Origin of the sequence: Micromonospora sp. NRRL B-16802 (genome assembly GCF_001279555.1) — a bacterium.
Classification (GTDB): Bacteria; Actinomycetota; Actinomycetes; order Mycobacteriales; family Micromonosporaceae; genus Micromonospora; species Micromonospora profundi.
Window position 1 is genome coordinate 531,066 of the sequence record NZ_LGEB01000053.1, and the last position, 23,317, is coordinate 554,382.

Annotated in this window: 21 protein-coding genes, 2 tRNA genes and 1 other RNA gene; 11 read left to right on the top strand and 13 right to left on the bottom strand. The window is 70.1% G+C overall.

The genetic code is table 11. The features are described from left to right. Positions 1 to 80 precede the first annotated feature (80 nt). Positions 81 to 611: a nitroreductase family protein gene (locus ADK66_RS12765; protein ID WP_053654876.1), complete on the top strand. Its 531-nt coding sequence runs from the start codon at positions 81 to 83 to the stop codon at positions 609 to 611. Positions 612 to 623: 12 nt separating this feature from the next. Here the strand turns inward: ADK66_RS12765 and ADK66_RS12770 are convergent, their stop codons facing one another. After that, positions 624 to 1,619: an ArsR family transcriptional regulator gene (locus ADK66_RS12770; protein WP_053654878.1), complete on the bottom strand. Its 996-nt coding sequence runs from the start codon at positions 1,617 to 1,619 to the stop codon at positions 624 to 626. 68 nt (positions 1,620 to 1,687) lie between these two features. On the opposite strand from ADK66_RS12770, the gene ADK66_RS12775 reads away from it, so the two are divergent. After that, the gene (locus tag ADK66_RS12775; RefSeq protein WP_053654880.1) at positions 1,688 to 2,959 is read left to right on the top strand and encodes an MFS transporter; all 1,272 of its coding nucleotides are present in this window, start codon (positions 1,688 to 1,690) and stop codon (positions 2,957 to 2,959) included. A gap of 239 nt (positions 2,960 to 3,198) precedes the next feature. Further along, positions 3,199 to 4,950 (top strand): 2-isopropylmalate synthase, encoded by a 1,752-nt coding sequence (leuA, locus tag ADK66_RS12780; RefSeq protein WP_053654882.1) that lies wholly within the window; start codon positions 3,199 to 3,201, stop codon positions 4,948 to 4,950. 70 nt (positions 4,951 to 5,020) lie between these two features. On the opposite strand, the gene ADK66_RS12785 is transcribed toward leuA, so the two are convergent. After that, positions 5,021 to 6,514 (bottom strand): MFS transporter, encoded by a 1,494-nt coding sequence (locus ADK66_RS12785; protein WP_053654884.1) that lies wholly within the window; start codon positions 6,512 to 6,514, stop codon positions 5,021 to 5,023. 108 nt (positions 6,515 to 6,622) lie between these two features. Between ADK66_RS12785 and ADK66_RS12790 the strand changes: the two genes are divergently transcribed. Beyond that, complete coding sequence (locus ADK66_RS12790; RefSeq protein WP_053655078.1) at positions 6,623 to 7,282, top strand: HNH endonuclease family protein; 660 nt, start codon at positions 6,623 to 6,625, stop codon at positions 7,280 to 7,282. Next, complete coding sequence (locus ADK66_RS12795; protein ID WP_053655080.1) at positions 7,258 to 7,656, top strand: hypothetical protein; 399 nt, start codon at positions 7,258 to 7,260, stop codon at positions 7,654 to 7,656. The genes ADK66_RS12790 and ADK66_RS12795 overlap by 25 nt, the downstream gene beginning before the upstream one ends. 82 nt (positions 7,657 to 7,738) lie before the next feature. Here the strand turns inward: ADK66_RS12795 and ADK66_RS12800 are convergent, their stop codons facing one another. From ADK66_RS12800 to ADK66_RS12830, 7 genes are all read right to left on the bottom strand, one after another. Beyond that, positions 7,739 to 8,842: an ABC transporter ATP-binding protein gene (locus ADK66_RS12800; protein ID WP_053654886.1), complete on the bottom strand. Its 1,104-nt coding sequence runs from the start codon at positions 8,840 to 8,842 to the stop codon at positions 7,739 to 7,741. Further along, positions 8,839 to 9,852: an ABC transporter ATP-binding protein gene (locus ADK66_RS12805; RefSeq protein WP_053654888.1), complete on the bottom strand. Its 1,014-nt coding sequence runs from the start codon at positions 9,850 to 9,852 to the stop codon at positions 8,839 to 8,841. The genes ADK66_RS12800 and ADK66_RS12805 overlap by 4 nt, the downstream gene beginning before the upstream one ends. 8 nt (positions 9,853 to 9,860) lie before the next feature. Further along, positions 9,861 to 10,823, bottom strand: a complete 963-nt coding sequence (locus tag ADK66_RS12810; RefSeq protein WP_053654889.1) for an ABC transporter permease — start codon at positions 10,821 to 10,823, stop codon at positions 9,861 to 9,863. Beyond that, positions 10,820 to 11,824 carry an ABC transporter permease gene (locus ADK66_RS12815; protein ID WP_053654892.1) on the bottom strand — a complete coding sequence of 335 codons (1,005 nt, stop codon included), beginning with the start codon at positions 11,822 to 11,824 and terminating at the stop codon, positions 10,820 to 10,822. Before ADK66_RS12815 ends, ADK66_RS12810 begins: the two co-directional genes overlap by 4 nt. An 82-nt stretch (positions 11,825 to 11,906) precedes the next feature. Then, positions 11,907 to 13,568: an ABC transporter substrate-binding protein gene (locus ADK66_RS12820; protein WP_053654894.1), complete on the bottom strand. Its 1,662-nt coding sequence runs from the start codon at positions 13,566 to 13,568 to the stop codon at positions 11,907 to 11,909. 325 nt (positions 13,569 to 13,893) lie between these two features. Next, positions 13,894 to 14,487, bottom strand: a complete 594-nt coding sequence (gene recR / locus ADK66_RS12825) for a recombination mediator RecR (RefSeq protein WP_053654896.1) — start codon at positions 14,485 to 14,487, stop codon at positions 13,894 to 13,896. 8 nt (positions 14,488 to 14,495) lie between these two features. After that, the gene (locus tag ADK66_RS12830; RefSeq protein ID WP_030489880.1) at positions 14,496 to 14,804 is read right to left on the bottom strand and encodes a YbaB/EbfC family nucleoid-associated protein; all 309 of its coding nucleotides are present in this window, start codon (positions 14,802 to 14,804) and stop codon (positions 14,496 to 14,498) included. Positions 14,805 to 15,016: 212 nt separating this feature from the next. Between ADK66_RS12830 and ADK66_RS12835 the strand changes: the two genes are divergently transcribed. Next, positions 15,017 to 15,751: a DUF998 domain-containing protein gene (locus tag ADK66_RS12835; RefSeq protein WP_082377413.1), complete on the top strand. Its 735-nt coding sequence runs from the start codon at positions 15,017 to 15,019 to the stop codon at positions 15,749 to 15,751. 65 nt (positions 15,752 to 15,816) lie between these two features. Here ADK66_RS12835 and ADK66_RS12840 read toward each other — a convergent pair whose 3' ends face one another. Further along, the gene (locus tag ADK66_RS12840) at positions 15,817 to 18,720 is read right to left on the bottom strand and encodes a DNA polymerase III subunit gamma and tau (RefSeq protein ID WP_053654898.1); all 2,904 of its coding nucleotides are present in this window, start codon (positions 18,718 to 18,720) and stop codon (positions 15,817 to 15,819) included. A gap of 191 nt (positions 18,721 to 18,911) precedes the next feature. Continuing rightward, positions 18,912 to 19,001: signal recognition particle sRNA small type (gene ffs / locus ADK66_RS30720), an RNA gene on the bottom strand. Between the two features lie 82 nt (positions 19,002 to 19,083). Between ffs and ADK66_RS12845 the strand changes: the two genes are divergently transcribed. Continuing rightward, a tRNA-Ser gene (locus tag ADK66_RS12845) sits at positions 19,084 to 19,168 on the top strand. A gap of 76 nt (positions 19,169 to 19,244) precedes the next feature. Next, positions 19,245 to 20,081: a class I SAM-dependent methyltransferase gene (locus ADK66_RS12850; protein ID WP_053654900.1), complete on the top strand. Its 837-nt coding sequence runs from the start codon at positions 19,245 to 19,247 to the stop codon at positions 20,079 to 20,081. A 287-nt stretch (positions 20,082 to 20,368) separates the two neighbouring features. On the opposite strand, the gene ADK66_RS12855 is transcribed toward ADK66_RS12850, so the two are convergent. Then, positions 20,369 to 21,007, bottom strand: a complete 639-nt coding sequence (locus tag ADK66_RS12855) for a DUF1349 domain-containing protein (RefSeq protein ID WP_053654902.1) — start codon at positions 21,005 to 21,007, stop codon at positions 20,369 to 20,371. A 122-nt stretch (positions 21,008 to 21,129) separates the two neighbouring features. Here ADK66_RS12855 and ADK66_RS12860 point away from each other — a divergent pair, with 122 nt between their 5' ends. Both ADK66_RS12860 and ADK66_RS12865 read left to right on the top strand, forming a co-directional pair. Next, positions 21,130 to 21,684 (top strand): hypothetical protein, encoded by a 555-nt coding sequence (locus ADK66_RS12860; protein ID WP_053654904.1) that lies wholly within the window; start codon positions 21,130 to 21,132, stop codon positions 21,682 to 21,684. Between the two features lie 93 nt (positions 21,685 to 21,777). Then, a complete protein-coding gene (locus tag ADK66_RS12865; protein ID WP_053654906.1) occupies positions 21,778 to 22,269 on the top strand; it encodes a hypothetical protein in 492 nt (163 codons plus the stop codon). Positions 22,270 to 22,339: 70 nt separating this feature from the next. Here the strand turns inward: ADK66_RS12865 and ADK66_RS12870 are convergent. Further along, positions 22,340 to 22,426: transfer RNA gene (locus ADK66_RS12870), tRNA-Ser, on the bottom strand. 75 nt (positions 22,427 to 22,501) lie between these two features. On the opposite strand from ADK66_RS12870, the gene deoD reads away from it, so the two are divergent. Beyond that, complete coding sequence (gene deoD / locus ADK66_RS12875; protein ID WP_053654908.1) at positions 22,502 to 23,209, top strand: purine-nucleoside phosphorylase; 708 nt, start codon at positions 22,502 to 22,504, stop codon at positions 23,207 to 23,209. Positions 23,210 to 23,317 lie beyond the last annotated feature (108 nt).

A 23,317-nucleotide genomic window follows, 5' to 3' on the forward strand; every position in this document is an offset into this window, starting at 1 on the left:
CGTCCCGTTACGGGTGTCATTGACCACATTTGGGGAGCCCATCCTGAGCGGCGAATCACCCATACAGGACGATTCTCGGCATGGCTGACCTCACCCCGCTGCTCGCCTTCCGCTGGAGCCCCTGGGCCTTCGACCCCCGCGCCGAGCTGACCCCGGACGAGGCGGCCTCACTGCTGGAGGCCGCGCGCTGGGCGCCGTCGGAGGAGAACGGGCAGCCCTGGCGGTTCGCCCTCGGTCACCGGGACGACGAGAACTGGAAGCGGATCATGGTCAGCCTCCCGGACGACGACCAGTGCTGGGCCCGGCACGCCGCAACACTGGTGGTCGGCGCGCACACCGGCGGGGACGCCGAGCGTGCCGCGTACGACCTCGGTCAGGCGATGGCCCACCTGACCCTTCAGGCCACCGCGCTCGGCCTGCACGTGCGTCAACTCACCCGCTTCGACCAGGTCAGCCTCGCCACCGAGCTCAACCTGCCCGTCGGCGTACGCCCGCTGGTTGTCGCCGCCGTCGGCCGTCTCGGGGACCCGTTCGCCCTCCCGGCCGACCTGCGCGCCCGCGAAACCGGCCTCCGTCACCGCCGCCCGGTCACCGACCTGCTGCTCTGCTGAGCGCCCCTCGGATCACCCGCCACGGCTTGCCCGGAGCAGGACCTTCGCGGCCTCGGTATTGCCGTAGAGGACGTGCCGGCCCTGCCGAACCCGGTGGACCAGGCCGGCGGCGTGCAGCGCGGCCAGGTGCTGGGAGACGTTCCCGGCGGACATCCCGGTGAGTCGGGCCAGATCGGTGGTGCTGGTCGCGGTGTCGAGCAGGTGCAGCAGCGCCGCCCGGCCCGGGCCGACCACCCGTGCCAGCGAGTCACCAGGTGGCGACGGGGTCGCCTCCCAGAGCGTTCCGACAGCCCGGACCGGGTACGCGCCGGCCGGCAGCGAGTCCTCCAGCAGGTTCCACAGCACCCGCCGCTCGGTGAACACCGTCGGGTTGAGCGCCAACCCACGACCGCGCAGGTCGAAGTCCCGCTCGAACGGGTCGTCGCTGACCACCCGGTCACCGAGCCAGCGCAGGCTCGGGTGGAGCTGCTCGAAGAACCGGCCGGCACCGCCCTCGGCGAGCTGAGCGGCGCGGTACGCCACATCGGCGTCGAGAAGCGCCCGCATCCGCGGCCAGTCCGGGGCGATCGCCTCGTCGTACCAGACCCGTACGGCGTCGACGAGCTGCGGCAGCAGCCTGCGGGGATCGGCGAGCAGCGCCAACCCGAACGGGCTCAGCGGCCGGCGCGGGGTGGTCGTCGCCAGCAGGTCCTGGACCACCACGGCCGGCGGCGTCGCGGCGATCTGGTCCAGTTGCTCGGCCATCTCCACGTTCGGTCGGGCCGCCGGGGTGAGGAAGTCGGGCAACCAGCAACCCGCCCGGGCCAACTCCGTGAGCGGGCGAACCCGGGCGGCCACCTCGGGACGACGCACCGTCACCCGGGCCCTGTCGATCCAGGGCAGGTGCACCGCATAGCGGACCGGGCTGCCAAGCGCCCACATGCTCATGACCGTCTCGTTGACCGGCGACACGGCGAGCCGCACTCCCGCGACGTCGGCCAGGCTGAACCGCAACTCCGACACACGCACCCCCGCACGATTCGGCCCAGCCTAAAAGGTTCGACCGATGCCGTGGGGGCACGATTCACTCAGCAGCCATGGGGGCCAGAGACATCATCCGCACCGCCGTCCAAAACGTCGTACCGCCGCCCGGGCTGACCCGCGCCCTGGCCGTGCAGGCAATGGTCTACGCCGTCGGTAGCGGCCTGTTCCACGCCGGCAGCGCCGTCTTCTTCACACGGGCGCTCGGGCTCAGCGCCGCCCAGGTCGGGCTGGGGCTGTCCATCGCGGCGGGGGTGTCGCTGCTGGGCACGGTCCCGCTGGGCGGGCTCACCGACAGGTACGGACCGCAGCGGGTCTGGGTGTTCGGGCTGGTGCTGGACGCGATGCTCTTCGCGACGTACCCGTTCGTCGGCGGCTTCGCGGGCTTCCTCGCCGTGGTGGTGGCGCTGGCGACCGTGGACGCCGCCACCGGCGTGGCCCGTCAGGTCTACTCGATCAACGCGCTCCCTCCGGCGGAACGGGTCACGGGGATGGCGTACCAGCGTTCGTCGCTGAACGTCGGGTTCGGGCTGGGCGCGGTGATCAGCGGCGTGGTGCTGGCGGTGGACACGATGGCGGCGTACCGGGGGATGGTCTGGTTCATCTCGTCGGTGATCCTGGTGACGGCCCTGTTCGTGCGGCGACTGCCACGGCTGCCCCACGTGGTCCGGCCCACGGAGCCGATGAGCCGGCTCGCCGTGCTGCGGGACCGGCCGTTCCTGGCGGTGTCCCTGCTGTCCGGGCTGCTCACCGCGCACGGGGTGCTGTACCTGACGGTGATGCCGCTCTGGATCCTCACCCACACGGATGCCCCGAAGACGGTGATCGCCGCTCTGGTGCTGCTCAACACGGTCCTGATCGTGCTGCTCCAGGTACGCGTCAGCCGGGGCGCCGACACCGCTGCGGGCGCGGCGCGGGCGTCGCGCCGGGGCGGCCTGCTTATCGCCGTGTTCTGCCTGGTCCTGCCGATCTCCGGCGTTACCCGGGGTGGGCTCACCATCGTGGTGCTCGTGGCCGCCGCGACGCTGCTGATCCTCGCCGAGTTGATCGAGTCGGCGGGCACCTGGGGCCTCACGGCCACCCTGCCACCGACCGACCAGCGCGGCGCCTACGTGGGGGCGTTACGCCTGGGCACGCAGGTGCAGTTCCTGATCGCCCCGGCTGGGCTGACGGCGCTCGGGGTGACCACCGGCGGCTGGGGCTGGTATCCGACGGCGGCGATCTTCGTTCTGGTCGGGCTCGCGATCGTGCCCGTGGTGGCCTGGGCTGAGCGGACGCCGAGGCTGGGTGCCATGGACCCGGAGGAGAACATGACGTCGGTCCCATAGTCCGGACGTTCCTTTCCACCCCCAGTTCCATCACGTAGGGTGACCTGGTCATGTGGCAGGCGCTTCTTCTCCTTAGCCGCCGCGACGAGGCCTAACCGGCCGGCACCTCGTCGCGGAGTCGCATCGCGCCGTCCAGCACATCCGAGCTTCTCATCGGCAGTCGCGTGGGCACCGCAGCCCGACGCCTCGCCGACACCTTCCGATCTGCTGACGCCACATGTTCCAGGGAGCACTCTGAGATGGCTCAACCTGTCACCGACGCTGAGACCGATCCCTTCGCCCGGCAGCGCCCGAGCGGAATGCCGTACCACCGCTACCAGCCGTACCAGGAGCAGTTCCGCATCGACCTGCCGGATCGCACCTGGCCCACCCGCCACGTCGAGGCCGCGCCGCGGTGGTGCGCGGTGGACCTGCGCGACGGCAACCAGGCGCTGATCGACCCGATGTCGCCCGAGCGCAAGCGCCGGATGTTCCAGTTGCTGGTGCAGATGGGCTACAAGGAGATCGAGGTCGGCTTCCCGTCGGCGAGCCAGACCGACTTCGACTTCGTCCGGCAGCTCATCGAACAGGACATGATCCCGGACGACGTCACGATCCAGGTCCTCACCCAGTGTCGGGAGCACCTGATCGACCGGACGTTCGAGTCGCTGCGCGGCGCGAAGCGGGCCATCGTGCACTTCTACAACTCGACGTCCACGCTCCAGCGCCGGGTCGTCTTCGGCCTGGACCGCGACGGCATCGCCGACATCGCCACCAGCGGCGCCCGGCTCTGCCAGAAGTACGCAGAGATCCACACCCCGGACACCGAGATCTTCTACGAGTACTCGCCGGAGTCCTACACGGGCACCGAGCTGGAGTACGCGCTGGAGGTCTGCTCCCGGGTGATCGACGTGATCGACCCGACGCCCGACCGCCCGCTGATCATCAACCTGCCGGCCACCGTCGAGATGGCGACGCCGAACGTGTACGCCGACTCGATCGAGTGGATGCACCGGCACCTGCCGCGCCGCGACAGCGTGGTGCTGAGCCTGCACCCGCACAACGACCGGGGCACCGGTGTGGCCGCCGCCGAGCTGGGCCTGCTCGCCGGCGCGGACCGCATCGAGGGCTGCCTGTTCGGCAACGGCGAGCGCACCGGCAACGTCGACCTGGTGACGCTGGGGCTCAACCTGTTCTCCCAGGGCATCGACCCGATGATCTCCTTCTCCAACATCGACGAGATCCGGCGGGCCGTCGAATACTGCAACCAGCTGCCCGTGCACGAGCGCCACCCGTACGCGGGCGACCTGGTCTACACCGCTTTCTCCGGCTCCCACCAGGACGCCATCAAGAAGGGCTTCGACGCCCTCAACGCCGACGCGAAGGCGGCCGGCGTACCGGTGGACGAGCAGACCTGGGCGGTGCCGTACCTGCCGATCGACCCGAAGGACCTGGGCCGCACCTACGAGGCGGTCATCCGGGTCAACTCGCAGTCCGGCAAGGGCGGCGTCGCGTACATCATGAAGAGCGAGCACCAGCTGGACCTGCCCCGGCGGCTCCAGATCGAGTTCTCCGGTGTGGTGCAGCAGGTCACCGACCACGACGGCGGCGAGGTCGAGCCGGCCGCCATGTGGGAGATCTTCGCGACGCACTACCTGCTCGACCACCAGCCTGACCCGGCGGTCCGGCTGGCCGGCTACACGATCGGCACCACCGACGGCAAGGTCGAGATCGAGGCCCAGGTCGGCGTCGGCGCCGAGGAGCGGTCGCTCACGGCGATCGGCAACGGCCCGATCGATGCGTACGTCAACGCGCTCCAGTCGATCGGCGTCGGCGTCCGGGTGCTCGACTACCACGAGCACGCGCTGTCCTCCGGTGGGGACGCGCAGGCCGCCGCGTACGTGGAGTGCGAGGTGGACGGTCACACGGTGTGGGGTGTCGGCACCGACGCCAACATCGTCACCGCCTCGATCAAGGCGGTCACCAGCGCCGTCAACCGCGCCCGCCGCTGAGCTGTAAGGAAGGGCCCCTTGTTAGCGCCCAGGCGTTAACAAGGGGCCCTTCCTTACATCGGGGCGTTTCCTATCGCGGAGGTGTCGCGGCGGGCATCGAGTGGCAGGGCTGCGACGGCGGGGCCGCGCGGGGCGGTCGGTGGACCAGCACGAGCGCCAGCGCGGCGCCGGCCAGCAGCAGGCCCGCACACCACAGCAACGAAGCACGGTACGCGTCGGTGAGCGCGGCCTTCTGCTCGTACCCGCCACCGGAGAGGCCGACAAGCAGCGGCAACGCGGCGACCGCTAGCAGACCGCCGGCCCGGGACGCGGCGTTGTTGAAGCCGCTGGCCACCCCGGAGAACCGATCCTGCACCGCCGCCAGCACCGACGCGGTCAGGGGCGCCACCACAAGGGTCAGCCCGAGACCGAAGAGCAGCACTCCCGGCAGTACGTCCCGCCAGTACGACGCGCCCGGCCCGACGCTGCGGAGCAGCAGCAGACCGGCGGCGGCCACCACCGGCCCGACGGCAAGCGGCAGCCGCGGGCCGATCCGCGCGGACAGCGCACCGGCCCGTGCCGATCCGACGAGCAGTAGGACCGTCATCGGCAGCAGCGCGATCCCGGTGCGGAAGGCCGACCACTCGACGACGTTCTGGAGATAGACGGCGAAGAAGAAGGTGAAACCGCCGAGCGCCGCGTAGACCACCACTGTGAAGATGTTCAGCACCGAGAAGAGTCGACTGCTGAAGAGCCCGGTGGGCAGCATCGCCGTGTCGCCGCGTCGCCGTTCCAAGAGGACGAACGCCACTGCGGCCAGCACTCCGACGAGCGCCGCGACAAGCACCGGGGCGGAGGTGTGGCCGCGCGCGGGCGCGTCGATGAGGGCGTACGTGATGCCGGCGAGTGCGAGCGCGCCGAGCAGCGCCCCGGCCACGTCGAACCGGCGTCGGGTGCGCCCCGGTCCCTGCGTCCGCGAGACGTTCTCGTCACGGCTCTCCGGCACCCACCGCACGGCGGCCAGCACCACGAGTACGGCGAGCGGCAGGTTCAGGAAGAAGATCCACCGCCAGGACAGGGCGTCGATCAGCCAGCCGCCGATGAACGGACCCAATGCCGTGGAGACACCGGACAGTCCGGCCCAGGCACCGATCGCCCGCCCTCGGTCGTCGGGGTGGAAGCTCGCCTGGAGCACCGACAGGGACCCGGGGGTGAGCAGCGCGCCGCCGATACCCTGGAGGAACCGGGCCGCGATGAGCGCGCCGGTGCCCTGGGCCAGCCCGCACAGCACCGAGGCGACGGTGAACCACACCACCCCGATCAGGAAGACCCGACGCCTGCCGAAACGGTCCCCGAGTGCCCCGCCGAGCAGCACGAACGCCGCCAGCATCAGCAGGTAGCCGTTGACGGTCCACTGAAGATCGGCCACATTGGCATCGAGATCCTGGCCGAGTTTCGGCAGCGCCACGTTGACGACGGTGCTGTCGAGGAAGACCATTCCGGAGGCGAGGACTGCGGCGAGCAGCGTCCCCCGACCGGCGGCGGTGCCCATCCGCAGAGCGGGCGCGGGTGCGGAGGCGGTCATCTCACCAATCTGCCCTGCAGGATGTGGGAGACGCCACGAAACGCCGAAACCGTTCCCCGGGTACTGTGCGCAATCGCCGGGAGCCCGCAAGCTGGAGAGGTGTCGTCTGTGCGTACCAGATCAGGATCGCGCGCGGCGGTGACCGCGCTCGTCGCGGCGCTGGCGCTTGGCGTTGCCGGTTGTGTCCCACCGGATGAACCGGAGGCTGCCCCGTCGTCGGGTGGCGGCGGCAACACGGCCCAGCAGTTGGGTGAGCTGACCGTCGCCGAAGCAGGCTCGATGAAGGGCTACAGCCGGAGCCGTTTTCCGCACTGGCGGAACACCGGCAAGAACTGCGATGTGCGGGACACCATCCTGCAGCGCGACGGCGAGGACGTGAAGCTGTCGGGCTGCAACGTGGTCGGTGGTCGGTGGGAGAGCGTGTACGACGGTCGCAGCGCCGCCGACCCCTCCGACGTGGACATCGACCACATGGTGCCGTTGGCCAACGCGTGGCGCTCGGGTGCCGACGAGTGGGACGACGCGAAGCGCGGCGATTTCGCGAACGACACCACACGACCGCAGCTCTTCGCGGTTTCGGCGTCGTCGAATCGGTCGAAGGGTGACCAGGACCCGTCCCAGTGGAAGCCAGCAAACCGGTCGTACTGGTGTCAGTACGCGGAAGACTGGGTAGCCGTCAAGCACTACTGGCGACTGACGGTGACCAGTGCGGAGAAGTCCGCTCTGACCGACATGTTGGAGGGCTGCAGGGTGGGGAGCAATTCGTGACAGAGGCCGAGGGGGCTGGTGACAAGACCCCGGCCACAGCAGGCATGACCGCGGACGGTGCCGCCGAGACCCCGGCCGCCGTGCCGGGGGCCGGCATGGTCGCGGATTCCGACGGTGCCGGCGGCGCGCAGAGCCGTACCGCCGACATCGTGCCGGGGCCGGGCGGGGTGATGACCGACGAGGTCGGCGTCGTCACCGGCGAGTTGACCCTGCGCACCGATTACGCGGACGGCAAGGTCACGCTGCAGGTGCAGTACAAGGACGCCGACGAGTGGTACGCGGTGACCGGCGGGTCGGTCCCGCTGGGCGACCCGGCAGGGCTGGACGCGGTGCACGGTGTCGCTGTGGCACTGCTGCACCGCCCGGAGGGCTGACCGCGCCCGACAAAGTGATACCTCTGAGTCATCTTGATGACTCAGAGGTATCACGCTCACGAGGCAACGGCCCCGCGCCCCGTCAGACGTACGAGCCGGGCTCGCTGGGTGCGGAGACCACGCCCGGTGACTCGCCCTCGCCCTCGGGGCGGACGATCTGCACGCTGACCTTGTGCGGGCGCAGTTCCCCGCTGGCGATCTGCTCGGCGAAGTGGCAGGCCACCCGGCTGGTGCCGATCTCCCGCAGCACCGGCCGCTCGTCGGCGCAGCGGGTGGGCTGCGCCCACGGGCAGCGCGTGTGGAAACGGCAGCCGGACGGCGGGTTGGCCGGCGAGGGCAGGTCGCCCGCGAGCAGGATCCGCTCCCGCCGGTCCTCCACATCCGGGTCCGGCACGGGCACCGCGGACATCAACGCCCGGGTGTACGGATGCAGCGGCTCGGTGTAGAGACGGTCGCTCGGCGCTTCCTCGACAAGCGCGCCCAGGTACATCACGCCGACAGTGTCGGAGATGTGCCGCACGACCGCCAGGTCGTGCGCGATCACCAGGTAGGTCAGCCCGAGGCTGTCCTGTAGCTCGTCGAGCAGGTTCACGACCTGGGCCTGGATCGAGACGTCCAGCGCCGAGACCGGCTCGTCGGCGACGATCAGCTCCGGCCCGAGCACCACCGCACGGGCGATGCCGATGCGCTGGCGCTGCCCGCCGGAGAACTCGTGCGGGTAGCGGGACAGCGCCCAACGGGGCAGCCCCACAGCGTCAAGGGTCTCGCCGATGATCCGCCGACGGTCGTTGCGGTCGGCGCCGATCCCATGGGTCTGGAGGCCCTCGGTCAGGATCGACTCGACGTTCTGCCGGGGGTCGAGGCTGGACATCGGGTCCTGGAAGATCATCTGCATCCGGCGCCGCATGGTGCGCAGCTTGCCCGCCGGCAGCTTCGTCAGCTCGACGCCGTCGAAGTTCACCTCGCCCGCGGTCGGCGGTGTGAGCTGGAGCAGTGCACGACCGAGCGTCGACTTTCCGCAGCCGGACTCACCGACCAGCCCGTACGTCTTGCCGCGCGGGATGCTCAGGTCGACCCCGTCGACGGCCTTCACATGCCCGACCACCCGGTCGAAGAGCACTCCCCGTCTGATCGGGAAGTGCACCTTCAGGTCGCGTACCTCGACGAGGATGTCGTTGTCGCTCACGCTGGCTCCTCCTCGCGTGGGGCGGGCACCGTGCCGGGCACGGGCTCCGGGTTGACGCACCGGTAGCTCCGCCCGTCGTAGGTGTGTACCAGCTCCGGCGGCTGCCCCACACACTCGTCGATCCGGCGGGCGCAACGCGGGGCGAAGGCGCAGCCATCCGGCCAGGGCAGCAGATCCCGGACCGAACCGGGAATCGGGGTGAGCTTCTCGCCCCGCCCGGCGTCCAGGCGCGGCACCGAACCGAGCAGACCCACTGTGTACGGGTGACGCGGCTCGCGGAACAGCGGACGACGGCGGGCCGTCTCCACGACCCGGCCGGCGTAGAGCACGTTGACGGTGTCGACCATGCCGGCCACCACACCGAGATCGTGCGTGATCATCAGCAGCGCGGTGCCGGAGTCCCGGACCAGTTCCTTGAGCAGCTCCAGGATCTGGGCCTGGATGGTGACGTCCAGCGCGGTGGTCGGCTCGTCGGCGATCAGCAGCCGAGGCTGGCAGGCCACCGCCATCGCGATCAACGCCCGCTGCCGCATCCCGCCGGAGAGCTGGTGCGGGTACTCCTTCAGCCGGCGCTTCGGGTCCGGGATGCCGACCCGGTCCAGCAGCGACGCAGCCTCCTTGGCCGCGGTCTCGCCCTTCATCCCCCGGTGCCGGGCGAGCACCTCGGTCACCTGCAACCCGATCGGGATCACCGGGTTCAGCGAGGAGAGCGGGTCCTGGAAGATCATCGCGATGTCCCGGCCCCGGATGTCACGCCGGGACCGGTCGTCGAGCTGGAGCAGGTCGGTGCCGTCGAAGACGGCCTTGCCACCGACGCGCAGGCCAGGCTGCTTCGGCAACAGGCCCATGATCGCCAGTGACGTGACGCTCTTGCCGCAGCCGGACTCGCCGACCAGGCCGACGACCTCACCGGCGTCGACGGAGAAGGACACGCCGTCGACCGCGTGCACGGCCCGCTGGCCCCGCCGGGCGAACGTGACGGACAGATCGTCCACTTCGAGCAGTGCCATCAGGGGGCCTACTTCCGCAGCTTCGGGTCGAGGGCCTCGCGCATCGCCTCACCCAGCAGGGTGAAGCCGAGCGCGGTGATGATGATCGCGACCGCCGGGTAGATCGCCAGTGACGGTCGGATGCCGAGGTACTGCTGCGCGTCGGCGAGCATGACCCCCCATTCCGGTACGGCGGTGTCGGGGTTGCCCAGACCCAGGAACGAGAGCGCCGCGGCCTCGATGATCGCGGTGGCCAGGGTCAGGGTGGCCTGCACGATCACCGGGGCGAGGGAGTTCGGCACCACGTGGGTCAGTGCGATCTTCGACTTCTTCACGCCGAGCGAGGTGGCCGCCAGCACGTAGTCGCTGTTGGCCTGGGAGATCATCGAGCCGCGCAGCAGCCGGGCGAAGACCGGCACCGAGACCACGCCGACCGCGATCATCACAGTGGTCAGGCTGGCACCGAGCAGCGCGGCGATGCTTACCGCCAGCAGCAGGCTCGGCATCGCCAGCAGCATGTCGACGAACCGCATCAGGGTGGTGTCGATCCACCGCCCCCACCGGCCACCGAGGCCGGCCGCGGCACCGGAGACGCCGCCGATGAGCGCGCCGACCGCCAGGCCGATCAGTGTGGAGACCACGCCGACCAGCAGAGTCTGCCGGGCACCCACAATCATCCGGCTGAACTCGTCACGACCCTGGTGGTCGTAGCCGAACCAGTGGTCGCCGTTGGGGCCGGGGATGACACCCGGCTTGATCAGACCCTCACGGATGCCGATCGTGTCGGTCGGCGCGTACGGCACGAGGAACGGCCCGATCACCGCGACCAACACGAAGATCGCCAGGATGACCGCACCGACGACTGCCGCCGGGTTACGGCGCAGCCGGCGGAAAGCCTCCTGCCACAGGCTGACGCCACGCTCGTCGTCGCGGGCGGCCAACTCCGAGAGCCGGTCGATCTTTTCGCGCTTCTTGCCCGGGCTGAGGGTCATCGCACCCTCACCCTCGGGTCGATGAAGCTGTAGGAGAGGTCGACCAGAAGGTTCACCAGCACGTACACCACCGCGATGATCAGAATGAAGCCCATCAGCACCGGATAGTCGCGTTGGCCGATGGCCTCGGCGACGAAGGCCCCGATGCCGCTGAAGGCGAAGACGGTCTCGGTCAGTACGGCGCCGGAGAGCAGACCGCCGGCGAGCAGGCCGATCGACGTGGCCACCGGCAGCATCGCGTTACGCAGCACGTGCCGGGTACGGACCGTCCGCTCGGTCAGACCCTTGGCCTCGGCGGTCCGGACGAAGTCCTCGTTGAGCACCTCCAGCACGCTCGCCCGGGTGATCCGGACGATGATCGCCAGCGGGATGCTGGCCAGCGCGATGGCGGGCAGCACGAGATGCCAGAGGGCGTCGGCTGCCGCGTCCCACTCGCGGGTCATGAGCCCGTCGAGGACGAAGAAGTTGGTGATCCGGGTCGCGCCGAGCGTCGGGTCCTGCCGACCGCTGGACGGGAACCAGTGCAGGTTCTCCGAGAAGATCGCCTTGAGCACGTAGCCGAGGAAGAAGACCGGGATACAGATGCCGATCAGCGACCCGCCCACCGAGGCGTGGTCCAGGAACCGGCCCCGACGGCGGGCGGCCAGATAGCCCAGCGGGATGCCGACGCCGATCGCGATCACCATCGCGGTGATCGTCAGCTCCACGGTTCCGGGGAAGCGCTCGATGAACTCGGTGGTGACCGCCCGCTTCGTGGAGGTCGAGGTGCCCAGATCGAGCTTGATCATCCGGCGTACGAACCGCCCGTACTGCACCAGGATGGGCTCGTCGAGGCCCATGTTGCGGCGGATGGCGGCACGCATCTCGGGCGTACCGCGCTCGCCGAGGATCGCGGTCTCCGGGCCGCCGGGCAGCCGGCGGAGCCAGATGAAGAGCAGAAGGGAGAGCCCGAACAGCGTGGGTATCAGCTGAAGCAGGCGCCTGACGATGAACCGGAACACGGCGGCCTCGAAGGGGTGCGGAGGGTTGCGGGCGGGCGCTGTGCGACAGCGCCCGCCCGCGTTCCTTGCGTCAGATCAGGACTTACTTGAACTCGGCGGTGGCGAAGCGCTCGTCGGTGAGCGGGCTCGCCTTGACGCCGGTCACGTCCTTGCCGAACACGATCGCCGGCGGCGAGTGCGAGATCGGCACACCAGGCAGGAAGTCCATCACGGACTTGTTCAGGGCCTTGTACTTCTCGGTCCGGGCCGCGATGTCGGCGGTGCCGTCCGCGTCCTTGAACTGGTCGAACAGGGCCTTGTTGTTGAAGCCCCACTCGTCCTTCGGCCGGTCGAAGAACGTACCGATGAAGTTGTAGGCGTCGCCGTAGTCACCGGTCCAGCCGAGGAAGTGCAGATCGTGCTTGTTGCCCGAGGTAGTGGCGTTGAGGTAGTCCGGGCTCCACTTGAGCGGGATCGCCTCGACCGTGATGCCGACCGCCTTCAGGTCCGCCGAGAGCAGCTCGAAGATGTCCTTCGGGTTCGGCATGTACGGCCGGGTGACCTCGGTCGGGTAGTGGAACTTCAGCGTGAGGTTCGACGCGCCGGCCTCGGCCAGCAGCGCCTTCGCCTTGGCCGGGTCGTAGGTGTACTTGGTGACGTCGCCGTTCCAGCCCTCGACGGTGTCGGGCATGAAGTTGTCGGCGACCTTGGCGCCCGGGGGCAGCTTCGAGTCGACAAGCTGCTGACGGTTCAGCGCGTACGCGATGGCCTGCCGGACCTTCAGGTCGGCGAGCTTCGGGTTGCCCTTCTGGTTGATCGCCAGGTAGAGCACGTTGAACGCCGGGCGGGTGAGCATGTTGAAGCCCTCGCTCTTCAGCGGCTCAACGTCGGCCGGGCCAACCAGGTCGTAGCCCTGGATGTCACCGGAGCGCAGCGCCTGCTTGCGAGCGTTCTCGTCCGAGATCGTCTTGAAGATCAGGGTCTTCAGCTTGGCCTTGGTGCCGGCGTAGTCCTCGTTGCGCTCCAGGGTCAGCGTCTTGTTCGCGACGTCCCAGGACTTGAACTTGAACGGGCCGGTGCCGGTCGGGTGCTCAGTGGCGTACGACGGGTACTTGATGTCGTCCGCGGTGCCGCCCACGTTGCTGGCGTCGAACTCCTGCAGCGCCTTCGGGCTGTGGATGGAGAACGAGGGCAGCATCAGCGCGGCCGGGATCTTGCTGGAGACCCGCGTGAACGACAGGTCCACGGTGGTCGCGTCCTTGGCGGCGCAGGACTTGAAGAGGCTCGGCGGCAGGTCCGCGTTCTCGTTGGCGGCGAAGCCACCCATGACGTCCTGCCAGTACGCGGTCACGTCCGGGCTCTGCATGAGGCCCTTGGCGTTGTACCAACGGTTGAAGTTGACGCAGACGGCCTCGGCGTTGAAGTCGGTGCCGTCGTGGAACTTCACACCGGAGCGGAGCTTGAAGGTCCAGGTGGTGCCGGCGGCGTCCGGGGTCCAGGACTCGGCCAGACCGGGGGTGACCTTGGTGCCACCCTCCTCCGGGCGGACCAGGGTCTCGAAGACCTGACGCGCCACACGCAGCGACTCGCCGTCGCTGGCGAAGCTCGGGTCGAGCACCTTCGGGTCTCCGGCGACGCCGAAGACGAGGGTGTCCTTCTTACTATCGCTGGAACTGTCGTCGCGGTTGCTCTCGGCGCAGCCTGCTACCGCGAGGGCCGCGACCGCGACGGCCGCGATCGCGACCTTCGGCCTGGGTGCACGCATCGTGCTTCACCTCGTCCTTGGGGGTACGGACAACGTGGTGACAGGGGTCACCGATGGCGGTGACCATAGCTCCCGTGGCGTCCAGCCGGAAACAGGCGGGTGGACGGTTGGTATCGGATCGTGCCCCAACAGCCGTTTGACATTCGAATCGAAGGCCAACGTCGCTCTGCACCGAACAATCTGAATCCACGATGCCAAACTGTTACGTCTAATCGGCCCGATGAGCACGCAGGTGTCAGATCATTTCAGGGCAGCGACAAGGGCACGACGTGGCGATGGTCGGCACCCGGACCGGGTACCGACCATCGGCTGCGCGAAACGGATTTCAGACTGCCCGGCGCCCCTCGAAGGCCCGACCAAGGGTGATCTCGTCGGCGTACTCCAGGTCGCCCCCGACCGGCAGCCCACTGGCCAACCGGGTCACCGCGATGCCCATGGGCTTCACCATCAGCGCCAGGTAGGTGGCGGTCGCCTCGCCCTCGGTGTTCGGGTCGGTGGCAAGGATCAACTCCCGCACTGTCCCGTCACCGAGCCGGATCAGCAACTCCCGGATACGCAGGTTGTCCGGCCCGATCCCCTCCAGCGGATTGATCGCGCCGCCGAGCACGTGGTAGCGACCCCGGAACTCGCCGGTCCGCTCGATGGCCACCACGTCCTTGGGCTCCTCGACCACGCACAGCACCTCGTTGGTGCGGCGCGGGTCGCGGCAGATCCGGCACTGCTCGGACTCGGCCACGTTGTAGCAGGTCGTGCAGAACCGCACCAGCTCCTTGACCTTGCGCAGCGCGCCGGCCAGCCGGTTGACGTCGGCCGGATCCGCCGACAGGACGTGGAACGCGATCCGCTGAGCGCTCTTCGGGCCGACGCCCGGCAGCCGACCGAGCTCGTCGATCAGGTCCTGGATGGCACCTTCGTACATCTGCCGGCTCAGAAACCGGGCAGGCCGAGGCCGCCCATGCCACCGGCGACCGGGCCCATCTTGCGCTCGGTCAGCTCCCGTGCGGCCTCGGCGGCGTTGTGCACGGCCGCAACCACAAGGTCCTCAAGCGTCTCAACGTCGTCCGCGTCGACGGCCTTCGGGTCGATCTTGATCGCCTTCAGCTCACCGGAGCCGGACACGGTCGCGGTGACAAGTCCACCGCCCGCCGTACCGGTCAGCTCGGCCTCGGCCAACTCGGCCTGCGCGGCGGCGATCTGCTGCTGCATCTTCTGCGCCTGCTTCAGCATCTGCTGCATGTTCGGCTGTCCACCTGGGCGCACGGATGGCTCCTTCTCGCACTCGTCTGCTCGGCCGCCGCCCAGCCTAACCGCTGTGGCCGCCCCCGCCCCGCCCGGTGCGCGCGCCCACGCCGAGCAGCCGGAACGACCCCGGGTACGGCTACCACCACCCGCAATCGGCCATCTGGCGGTAGTGCGCCGGGCACCGCCGCACTGGTCTGCTCGACGTCATGAATCTCAACCGCACCGGCCGCGTCGGCGCGTTGTGCTTGGTGGCCGCGGCACCGGTCTTCCTGGTCGCCAACCTGGTGACCGGCCTGCGCTGGCAGGACCCCACCTACAGCTGGGCCACAAACAACATCAGCGACCTCGGCAACGTCCACTGCGGGATCTGGGACACCACCCGCCCCCGCTACGTCTGCTCGCCCTGGCACCCGCTGATGAACACCGCGATGCTGGCCACCGCCGCACTCCTCGCCGTCGGCCTCCTGCTGACCTGGCGCATCCTCGGTCGCGGCGGTGTGGTCCGCTCGGCCCAGGCGCTGCTACTGCTGGCCACCATCGGGTACGCCCTCGCCGCCCGCTACCCGGCCGACGTCGACGAGAACCTGCACGTCCTCGGCGCATTCCTGATCATGGGAGTGGGCAACATCGGTCTGCTCCTCGCCGGCTTCGCCCCAGGCAGCACGCTGCTCGGCCGGTGGCGGCGGCTCACCCTCGCCGCCGGGCTCACCGCGCTGGTAGGAACAGTGCTGTTCGCCGCCCAACAAGGCGTAGGGATCGGGGTGGGAGGCATGGAACGCATAGCCGTACTCCCGTTCCCCCTGTGGGCCTGCTGCGCAGGAGTCCTACTAGCCGAAACTCCAACCCCAGCCCCCGGCGCCCCTGCCCCGCCTAGCCCCGCCCTGCCCGTCCCACCCTCGCCCCGTCGATCATGGAGTTGTGGTGCCCGCTTTGATCAGTGAGGGGTGGTTTGTCCCCCACCACAACTCCATGATCGACGCGCGAGGGTTGGGCGCGCACGGTTTGACTAGCGGGCGTCGACCTCGTCGATCTTCTCGGCGCCGAACGTCTCGCGGAGCAGCCGTACCGCCTGCTCCTCGCTGGACTCCCGCGCGGTCTTCTCGTCGATGACCTCGTCCAACGGCTCGTCGCCCGGGTCGAACCCCTCGTAGGTGGGCGTCGCCGCCGGTGCCGCCGCGCCGGGCCGCCCGCCCCGCAACGGTCCGTCGAAGTCCGGGTCGTAGGGCGGTTCGCCGGCCCATTCGGCGTCCGCGGGAGGCCGGCCTGCCGATGCGGTACGCGCACCGCGCCCCGCGGCCGCCGCGCGAGCTGCGGCGATGGCACTGCTCACCGGGGCGCCACCGGCTGAAGCCGGCTGCCGGGCCGCCGGTGCCGAGTTCCCGCGCGCCCCCGGGTTACCGCCGCTGGCGGCTGGACCGGAATTACCTGCTCCAGCGCTGTGCGCGCCGGTGCCGTGACCGCCGGCACCGTTGCTGCCCGTGCCGATAGTGCCCGTGGCGTTGCTGCCGGTGCCGATAGTGCCCGTGCCGTGCGTGCCGGTCGCTGTAGGCGCCGAGCCGGAGCCGTCAAGTGCGCCGGAGCCCGCGTCGCTTCCGGCCGACACGCCACCCGGACGGGCGGCCTCCGGCCAGTCCTCGTCATCCGCCGCCTCGGCAGCGGCGGCATCGCCGCCGGGGCGGGCCGCCTCCGGCCAGTCGTCATCGTCATCCGCCGCGGCCGCGGGCGGCGCTCCACCCTGCCGGCCCGCACCGTGGCCACCGGAGCCGTGCCCGCCGGAGCCCTGACCACCAGAGCCGTGTCCACCAGCACCCTGGCCGCCGGGCGTGCCCGTTGCAGCAGCTACGCCGCCGCCGGCACCCGGGCCAGCGACGCCTGACGGATTCGCTGGGGCAGACGGCGCGCTGGTCGGGCCGGAAGCAGCGGTTGATGTCCGACCGGTGGGCTGAGCGCTCGGCGGCGCAGCAGCAGTGTCGAGGCTCGTCACGGGCTGCGCGCTCGGCGGTACTAATGCGGCAGACGGATTCGGTGCCGACGGCTCGGCAGGTGCGGCCGGCGGTGCGGCGGGACGGGCCGGTGCGGCTGGCTGCGAGCGCGGCGGGCCGGACAGCGACGCAGCGCCCCGTTCGCCGGCCACCTCGCAGCGGATCTGCCAGCGCCCGCCCAACTCCTCGTAGAGCGCATCGGTGAGCACCGCCGCGTGGTCGGCCATCATCTTGGCCAGCACTGTCGACTTCACCGTCAACACCAGCATGTCGCCGTCGAGTTCGCGTACCACGGCGTCGCGCATGAGGGCTGCGATCCGCTTGTTGGTCCGGTTGACCTTGCCGACCACGTCGGGCCAGACCCGTCGGACCGCTACCGCGTCCAGCGCAGCGGCCGGCGCACCCGGTCGAGGCGGCTCGGGCGTGGCCGGGTCGGGTAGCACCGCCGACGGCGGCACCACACGGCGTGGGGCCGGCGAGCCGGTGCCCGGCCCGGCGGGCGAGACGGGTACGGCCCGATCGGCGACTGCCTGCCCGCCGGCTGACGCGCCGGGCGACACCGCGATCGGCGAGTCGACACCCGCAGCATGCGACGCGGCAGAGCCGGAATCGGTAGCACCCGAGGCAGCGGTGGTCTGCGCCGAGGGCGCCACCGGGTCGACGGACCACGGCGGTGCAGAGGTCGGTGCGGCAGCCGGAACCGGAGGGGCTTGCTGTGGGCGTACCCCTGGGTTGGTTGCGGCGGCCGGCGGCGCGTCGGTGCCGGTCAGGGTGAGACGGCGTTCCATGCGTTCCAGGCGTTGGAGCAGGCCGCGGGTGGAGTCGTCGGCGCCGGGCAGGAGCATCCGGGCGCAGATCAGCTCCAGCAGCAGGCGGGGCGCGGTGGTGCCGCGCATCTCCACCAGGCCGTCGTGGACGATGTCGGCGCAGCGGGACAGCGTGCCCGGGCCGAGCTGGGAGGCTTGGGCGGCCATCCGCTCGATCTGGTCGGCGGGGCCGTCGATGAGGCCCTTCGCCGCGGCGTCGGGCACCTGCTGGAGCACGATCAGGTCGCGCAGCCGCTCCAGCAGATCGGCTGCGAACCGGCGTGGGTCGTGGCCGGCCTCGGCCACCCGGTCGACCGTGGCGTACGCGGCGGCGCCGTCCCCGGCGGCCAGCGCGTCGCACATCTCGTCGATGAGCGCGGCGTCGGTGACCCCGAGCAGGGCCGCGGCCCGCGCGTAGCTGACGCCTTCGGGGCCGGCGCCAGCGATGAGCTGGTCGAGCACGGAGAGGCTGTCCCGGGCGCTGCCGCCACCGGCACGGACCACGAGCGGGAAGACCGCCGGTTCGACGGCGACGCCCTCGGCCTGGGTGAGTTGCTCGAGGTACGGGCGGAGCACCTTCGGCGGGATCAGCCGGAACGGGTAGTGGTGGGTCCGCGACCGGATAGTGCCGAGGACCTTCTCCGGTTCGGTGGTGGCGAAGATGAACTTGACGTACTCCGGGGGCTCCTCGACGAGCTTGAGCAGGGCGTTGAAGCCCTGTGTCGAGACCATGTGCGCCTCGTCGATCACGTAGATCTTGAAGCGGCTGCTGGCCGGCGCGAAGAACGCGCGCTCGCGCAGCTCACGGGCGTCGTCGACACCGCCGTGGCTTGCGGCGTCGATCTCGATCACGTCGATGGAGCCGGCGCCGTCGGTGGCCAGCGAGCGGCAGGACTCGCACTTGCCGCACGGCTCGGGGGTGGGGCCCTGCTCACAGTTGAGCGAGCGGGCCAGGATCCGGGCGCTTGACGTCTTACCGCAGCCACGTGGGCCGGAGAAGAGATAGGCGTGGTTGAGCCGGCCGCTGCGCAGCGCCTGCGACAGCGGCTCGGTCACGTGCTCCTGACCGATGACCTCGGCGAAGGTACGCGGCCGGTACTTGCGGTAGAGCGCCAGCGTCACTCGTCCCGCCTCCTCTCGACCGAGCCATTCTGCGCCGGTCGGGCGCGGGTGACCACCCACCACCCCGGCGCGCTGGGGTTGCCGGAGGTTGCCGCGCTTGATCGACCCGGCTTCCTGGAAATCGGGGTGTCCGCAGGCCCGGGACACCCCGACATCAAGGATGTCGAGTGGATCAACCGGCCCGCAGACAAAAAGGCCTCCCGTGCACCCGGCAGAGCTCGCTTATCCTTGCTGCCTTCCGGCCCTGGGGAGGTTCACGAGATACCGCCGCACGGGAGGTGACGCCCAGCCTACCCGACGGCCCGTCGATCTTCAGGGGGTGGTGGGGTGGCCCAGCCGACGAGGGCCTGTATCCTGGCTCGCGGAGGATTCGCCTAGAGGCCTAGGGCGCACGCTTGGAAAGCGTGTTGGGTTTACACCCTCACGAGTTCGAATCTCGTATCCTCCGCTCGCTTGAGCAGCACCAACGCCCGGCAGACCTTTATCGGTCGGCCGGGCGTTCGTCTTGTGGTCTCATCGATGTCGTGACCGACGCGGCTTGGCAGTGGGACGAGACGTTGTACGCGGGCAGCGCCAGTCACTACAGCGTCGGACGCATGCCGTACCCGCCCAGCCTCGCGGACGCCGTCGCGACGGCACTCGGACTCGATGGCACCGGCCGGCTCCTGGACGTCGGCTGCGGGCCGGGGTCGTTGACGCTGCTGCTCGCGCCCCTGTTCGAGGCGGCGGTGGGCGTCGACGCCGACCGGGACATGCTCGTAGAGGCAGGCCGCAGGGCGCGCGAGGTGGGACTGACAAGCGTCGAGTGGCGACATTTACGCGCCGAGGAACTGCCGGCCGATCTGGGTACGTTCCGGGTGGTCACGTTCGCCCAGTCGTTCCACTGGATGGACCGGCCGCTGGTGGCCGGTCGGGTCCGGAGCATGCTCGTGCCCGGCGGGGCGTGGGTCCACGTCCACGCCAACACGCACCAGGGCGTGGCGGGGGACGACCCGCTGCCGTACCCCCGGCCACCGTGGCGGCAGATCGACGACCTGGTCGCCAGCTATCTGGGGCCGGTCCGCCGGGCGGGGCAGGGGTGGCTGCCGGCGGGCACCCCGGGCGGCGAGGACGAGATCATGCGGCAGGCGGGCTTCACCGACCCCACCCATCTCACGATCGACCAGGGAATGGTCGTGGAACGCCGCGTCGAGGAGGTCATGTCGGCGGTGTTCTCGCTGTCCAGTTCGGCGCCGCACCTGTTCGGTGGACGGCTCCCCGCGTTCGAGTCGGACCTCCGTTGCCTCCTGGCGGCGACGGCACGCGACGGCCCGTTCGCCGAGCGGCGGCGCGAGGTGGCCGCGTCGATCTGGCGCACCTGACCGCCTTGCGCCTCCTTCGTCGTGCCCCACGAGGACCTCGGCGCGACCCAGGGCCTGACCAGCCGCCTGGCCTCAGGCGCGTCGCAGGCCTGACCAGCCGCCTGGCCTCAGGCGCGGTCTAGGGACACGAGATCTTGGACCGTTTCCGTTAGCCGCTAACGGAAACTGTCCAAGATTCGCTTAGATTCACCGTCCCGGCCGGCCAGCAGGTTGAGCGCGCCGGGGACGACGCCGACCCGGGGCGAATCCGTCGTACACATGTTCTATCCACAGGCTGTGGACGGCGGTCAGGAGCCGTCGCGGAGGTCGGCGAGCCGTTCCGGCCGGAAGCTGATCTTATCGAAGGTCGCGCTGCACCCCTCGCCGGTCGGTGACTGGCCTACGAAGCCGATCCGGTCGCCGGACGGGTCGCCGTCGAACCCGAAAACACGGATCAACTGCCAGGTCGTGCCGTCGACCGAGGCGTGGTACGCGTAGACCCGGCCGATCCGCGAGACCCGCAGCCACACCGTCCGGTCGGGTACGACGAAGGCGTTCGCGTCGTCGGCGACCCCTCGACAGATGACCGACACGATCATGGGCTCGGCCTCGGGCGAGGACTCGAAGCACAACTTGCCCCAGCACCGCTCGTCGCGCCAGAGCAGGAGCACTCCGGCGTCGAAGGTCGAGGCGAACTCCACTGTGACCCGGGCGCTGAACTGGAAATCACCCACCGGAGGCAGGTCACCGAGCAGCGTCGCCGCGTTGAGGACAGGCGCGGGGCCCCCGCCCGCCTCGACGCCATCGCCGCTCGGGTCGATGAAGATGTCCGTGCGCGGCTCCGCCGACACCGTCACCGCACCCGCTGACTCGTCGATCCGCCACAGCCCCGCGGACGAGGGCGTGAGCAGGGACGGCATGCCGGGGACGGTCAGTCGATCAGCCATTGGCCGACCGTACAGCCCGCCGCCGGGCAGGACGCCAGACCGGGTACGGTCCGGGATATCGACGCCGGGCGACGCCGTCGTACACATGTTCTATCCACAGGCTGTGGACGGCGGAGGGTTCGATGGGTTACCAGCTCAGCGCGGTCGTCGCGGACGCCGAGCTGCTCCGCGAGCACACCGCCGAGCTGGACCACGCGGTCCTCGGCGAGCTGCGGCAGGACTTCGCGCTGCTGCCGGTGACCCCGCAGTTGGTGGTGGAGCTGACCGGGTCACTGCCGGACTTCGCGGTGGACGACCGCACGGCCGAGCATCCGTTCGGCCTGGTCCTGTCGCCGGTGCTGACCGAATTGCTGAGCGGATGGTCAGGTCTGGGGCCGGTGGCGTACGTCGAGGCGGAGTTCGGCGGCGGCGCCGGCTACCAGTCGGCGATGGTGTGGCTCGGCGGCGCGGTGTCGTGGGGTCCGTGCTTCGACGACGTGCTGGACGGGCCGCGCGAGCAGTGGCCGATAAACGCGGCACTCCTCCGGCTCGGCGTCGAGCGGGGCGCGTGGATCGATCCGTTCGCCGAGGTGGGCTTGCACCTGGAGCGCAGCACCGACGGTTGGCTGGCGCATGGGCGGCGGAGGCTCAGTGCCGACTACTGGGACGAGCTGGTCGAGCAGTGGGAAAACCAGTAATCCGGCGACTGGCAGCAACCTGAGCGGCCCGCTCCCGTTGGGGACCGGGGGGATTCCATGAAATTGCGACAATTCGCGTTTATTGCCACGCTGATGACTGCTGCCTCGATCGCCGGCAGCGGCGCGCCACCACCCGGGTCGACCCCGGCCAACTGGCCCGCCACCAACGAGGTCGTCGACCTGAACGGCCTGCGCAACATCGAGTTCGGCGACACCGAGGACGAGCTGACCCGCCGGGGCATCCTGCGTACCGACCTGGACGGCTGCGGGCCGACGCTCACCGGCCACGACACGGTGAGCCCTGTCTTCGTGGAGACCAAACTGGTGCTGCTGTGGGCCGGCGACCCCATGCGGACACCCGAGGGCATAACGGCCGGCTCACCCGTCGACCAGGTCTGGTCGCGCTATCCAACTGTCACCAGGCTGCCCGCTCCACAGGGGACACACCGCCTCGACGGGCTGCTCGCCCGCACCGGCGACCGCGCGTACCTGTTCCTGCACGACGGGCGCACGGTCCAGAAGACCATCGCGGGGTACGCCGACTGGGCCCGCCGCCTCTTCGACGAGGGAGCGGGCCCCTGCTGAATCGTGGGGCAGAACGCGGAACGCCCGGTCGATCCTCGCGGATCTGCCGGGCGTTCTCGCTGTTCACGAGCGGTGGCGGCGGGATTTGAACCCGCGGAGGGCGTAAACCCTCACACGCTTTCGAGGCGTGCTCCTTAGGCCACTCGGACACGCCACCGCCGACGAGGGTACAGGACCGCCGGTTCCCACGCCGAACCGGTATCACCCGAGTCGGCCTGGCAGGATCTTTGCCATGAGTACGCACATCGGCGCGAAGCCGGGCGAGATCGCTGAGCGGGTCCTGATGCCGGGCGACCCCCTGCGGGCCAAGTGGATCGCGGAGACCTACCTCGAGGGCGCCACCTGCTACTCGACGGTTCGGGGCATGCTGGGTTTCACCGGCCGCTGGAACGGCGTCGAGGTCTCCGTCCAGGGCTCCGGCATGGGCATGCCGTCCGCCTCCATCTACGCCCACGAGTTGATCAACGAGTACGGCGTGAAGACCCTGATCCGGGTCGGCTCCTGCGGCGCTCTCAGCGCCGACCTGCAGCTGCGGGACGTGGTCGCGGCGATCGGCTCGTCCACCGACTCGAACATGAACCGGATGCGGTTCGACGGGTTGATCGACTACGCGCCGGTGGCCGATTTCGGGCTGCTGCGTACCTCGGTCGAGGTGGCTGAGCGGCGCGGCATCGCGATGCGCGTCGGGCCGATCCTGGCGGCGGACGCCTTCTACACGGATCGGCCGGACCTCTACGACACGCTTGCCGACTACGGCGTGCTGGCGGTGGAGATGGAGTCGGCGGCGCTCTACACGATCGCCGCCCGGTTCAAGGCTCGCGCGCTCACCGTGTTGACCGTCAGCGATCACATCAAGACCGGCGAGAAGACCACGTCGGCGGAGCGGGAGCAGACCTTCGGCCAGATGGTCGAGATCGCCCTCGACACGATCGTCGCCTGACCCTTCGTCGCATCTCTGCCGCCCCGCCGTCCGGATGGACGGCGGGGCGGCGTGTTTCCGCGGGGCGAGAGGGTGACGACGGTCACCGACTAAAACAATACGACCGAT

Excerpts from the sequence above, each read along its gene's own strand:
- ADK66_RS12765 (WP_053654876.1), top strand. The coding sequence starts at position 81 with ATGGCTGACCTCACCCCGCTGCTCGCCTTCCGCTGGAGCCCCTGGGCC.
- ADK66_RS12775 (WP_053654880.1), top strand. The coding sequence starts at position 1,688 with ATGGGGGCCAGAGACATCATCCGCACCGCCGTCCAAAACGTCGTACCG.
- leuA (WP_053654882.1), top strand. The coding sequence starts at position 3,199 with ATGGCTCAACCTGTCACCGACGCTGAGACCGATCCCTTCGCCCGGCAG.
- ADK66_RS12785 (WP_053654884.1), bottom strand. The coding sequence starts at position 6,514 with ATGACCGCCTCCGCACCCGCGCCCGCTCTGCGGATGGGCACCGCCGCC.
- ADK66_RS12805 (WP_053654888.1), bottom strand. The coding sequence starts at position 9,852 with ATGGCACTGCTCGAAGTGGACGATCTGTCCGTCACGTTCGCCCGGCGG.
- ADK66_RS12810 (WP_053654889.1), bottom strand. The coding sequence starts at position 10,823 with ATGACCCTCAGCCCGGGCAAGAAGCGCGAAAAGATCGACCGGCTCTCG.
- ADK66_RS12820 (WP_053654894.1), bottom strand. The coding sequence starts at position 13,568 with ATGCGTGCACCCAGGCCGAAGGTCGCGATCGCGGCCGTCGCGGTCGCG.
- recR (WP_053654896.1), bottom strand. The coding sequence starts at position 14,487 with ATGTACGAAGGTGCCATCCAGGACCTGATCGACGAGCTCGGTCGGCTG.
- ADK66_RS12830 (WP_030489880.1), bottom strand. The coding sequence starts at position 14,804 with ATGCAGCAGATGCTGAAGCAGGCGCAGAAGATGCAGCAGCAGATCGCC.
- ADK66_RS12835 (WP_082377413.1), top strand. The coding sequence starts at position 15,017 with ATGAATCTCAACCGCACCGGCCGCGTCGGCGCGTTGTGCTTGGTGGCC.
- ADK66_RS12855 (WP_053654902.1), bottom strand. The coding sequence starts at position 21,007 with ATGGCTGATCGACTGACCGTCCCCGGCATGCCGTCCCTGCTCACGCCC.
- ADK66_RS12860 (WP_053654904.1), top strand. The coding sequence starts at position 21,130 with ATGGGTTACCAGCTCAGCGCGGTCGTCGCGGACGCCGAGCTGCTCCGC.
- ADK66_RS12865 (WP_053654906.1), top strand. The coding sequence starts at position 21,778 with ATGACTGCTGCCTCGATCGCCGGCAGCGGCGCGCCACCACCCGGGTCG.
- deoD (WP_053654908.1), top strand. The coding sequence starts at position 22,502 with ATGAGTACGCACATCGGCGCGAAGCCGGGCGAGATCGCTGAGCGGGTC.